Origin of the sequence: Streptomyces bambusae, assembly GCF_019400985.1 — a bacterium.
GTDB classification, from domain to species: Bacteria; Actinomycetota; Actinomycetes; order Streptomycetales; family Streptomycetaceae; genus Streptomyces; species Streptomyces bambusae_A.
The window spans coordinates 1-2,624 of the sequence record NZ_WTFF01000548.1 but is presented as its reverse complement, the minus strand read 5'-3'; the positions used below and the strand labels follow the sequence as shown (position 1 = coordinate 2,624).

The following is a 2,624-nucleotide window of genomic DNA, read 5'->3' as shown; positions in this document are numbered from 1 at the left end:
CGCAGGCGGCGCATCGCAGCCCCCGGCGCGGGGCGGCCCTCGCGGCCGAGCAGCACGGCGTGCGCCAGGCCGGCGAAAGGCCGGCTCCAGCGGGTGCGCCCGGCGCTCGCCGCCGCGACGGCGGCGTGGTGCGGCCGGCCCGTCCGGCCGCCGAGCATGCCGAGCACGCCGAGCAGCAAGGCGATGTCGTTCCTGCCGAACTCGCCGGTCGCGGGGGTCTCCGCATCGTGGGCGAAGGCCTGCGCGAGCTCCTGTGCTGCCACGTCGTGCCGTTCCTCCAGCAGGGAGCAGAAGGCCCGGGCCAGCCCGCACGACATCGCGCGCAGGCCCGGGCTTGCGTCGAGGAGCGGGGCCAGTGCCCCGAGGGCCTGTGCCATCTCGGCGCGCCGGCCCTGGTGGGCGTACCCCACGGCCTCGGCGAGCCGCAGCTCGGCCGCGGTCCGGCCCAGGCCCAGCCGTGACGCGTCGGCCAGCCCCTCCTGGACGGCGGCACCGGCTTCCTCGAACTCGCAGCGCTTGATCCGCTCCAGCGCGAGGACGAAGCCGGCCTCGTGCGCCAGCGGCAGCAGGCCCAGCCGCAGGGCCTCCCGGCGGGCCTGCTCGACGCGGGCCGGCCGGCCGTCGTGGCTCGCCGCCACGGCGGCCAGCTGTACCTCGGCGGAGATCCGCAGGACGGGCAGCCGGCGCGCGAGGGCGATCGCGCGGGCCCGTCCGAAGTGGGCGACGGCCGCCTGCTCGTCCTGTTCCCGGGCCAGCTGCCCGAGCAGCAGCAGCGCCCTGCACGCGACGTCCGGCAGGTCGAGGCGCTGGGCGGCGTCCAGCGCCCGCAGGGCCAGCCCGGCGGCCTTGCGCAGCCGGTCGGGGGCGGGCCGGTGCAGCTCGGCGTGGGCCGCGGCGATGTCCACGAGGGCGGCCTGGGCATCGGCCGCCGGGTGGTCACGGAGCGCCGAGCGGGCCGTGTCGAGGTGGCGCAGGGCATCGGCGGGGCGGCCGGCCAGGACGGCGAGCCCGCTCAGCCGGGCGTGGATCCCGGCCCGCCGCCCGGCAGGTACGCCGGGCATGTCGGGCATGTCGGGTACACAGGGTGCGCCGCCGGACCCGTCCGGGGCGTGCCCCGGGTCGGCGGCGACGGCCGACCGGTCGTGCCTGGGGACGGCCGACGGGTCGTGCCGCCGGGGGCTGAAGACGGCCGGCGGGGCGGTCCGGCCCGGGCAGGCGGAGGCCGACCGGTCGAGCCGCCCCGAGCAGGCCACGGCGTCCAGCAGTTGCTCCAGCACCGCGGCGTGCAGTTCGGGTGCCGTGGCGGGTTCGACGAGGTGGTGGGCCCGGGCCAGCAGGGCCGCCGCGCGTCCTGCCCGGCCCCCGGCCAGCGCCCGGCGTGCCGCCTCGCCGTACAGCCGGACGGCCTCGGCGGGGTCGCCGGCGTGGTCGTGCAGCTCGGCGGCGTGTGTGCACCAGGCTCCGGGCAGTCCGGGGTGGAGTTCGCTCACCGCGCGTGCCGCTCGCCGTGCGTACCCGGCGCGCTCGTCCGGTCCGAGGTCGTCGAGCAGGGCCTCGGCCACCAGCCGGTGGCGGAAGGCGTACCACTGGCGCCCCGTTCCGTGCGGGGTGATCAGGTACGCCGCGACCGCGGCCCGTACGGTCGCGGACAGCTCTGCCCGCTCACGGCCGATGGCGTGCTCCAGCACCGGCAGCGGGAAGCTCGGGCCGAACAGGGCTGCCATGCCCAGGAGTTCCGCGCCGAGCGGGCCGAGCGGGCCGGCCTGGCGTCGGACGTGGTCCGCGACGGCGGCGGGAACGGACGGCGTCCGCGTGGTGCGGCCGGCGGGGCGGGTGGTGCGGGCGGGTTCGGCCGTGCGGACGGGGACGGCCGTGCGGACGGGTTCGGCCGTGAGCTCGCGGACGAGTTCCTTGACCACGAACGGGATCCCGGCGCCGGCGGCCAGCACGCGGGTGACGAGCTCGGGCGGTACGGCTGCCGGGGTGGTGTCCAGCTCGGCCGCGACGAGCAGGTGCACGTCGCGGCGGCCGAGGGGCCGTAGTTCGAGGAAGCCCGCGGTCCCGTCCAGGCGCGCCCGCACGGCCAGTTCGCGCGCCGAGCCGGGTACGCCGCCCACGACGAGCAGCAGCACGGCCGGCTGGGGGCCCAGGTGGTCGAGGAGGTACTCGACGACCGCCAGCGTCCCGGCGTCGGCGTCGTGCAGGTCGTCGAGGACGAACAGACAGCCCCGCCGTGCTCCGACGGCGGCGAGCAGGTGCAGCACCGCTTCGGCGACCATGAGGGGGGAGGCGGGAGGGACGTGCGGGTCCCGTCGGTCGTCCAACAGGCGGGTCAGGACCGGTCCGTAGCGGCCCAGCCGGTCCGGGTCGGGCAGCAGACCGGCCCGGGCCGGCACGAGCAGTGCTTGCGCCAGGGGCCGGTACGGGACGGACGGGCCCACCCCGCCGGCCCGCCCCCGTACGGTGACCATGCCCGCCTCCGCGGCGGCGGCGAGGGCCTCGGCGGCCAGCCGGGTCTTGCCGATGCCGGGCTCGCCGGTGACGAAGAGCGCTCCGCCGCGCCCGGACCGGGCGGCGGCCAGCGCGTCGGCGACCTGGCCCGTCTCGGCCGCGCGGCCGAGGAG

General features: G+C 78.7%; 1 protein-coding gene. It reads right to left on the bottom strand.

Translation table 11 applies throughout. The features are described 5' to 3' along the window. Positions 1-2,624 (bottom strand): ATP-binding protein (locus tag GPJ59_RS35395; protein ID WP_219672202.1); only part of this gene is annotated, 2,624 nt, incomplete at both ends.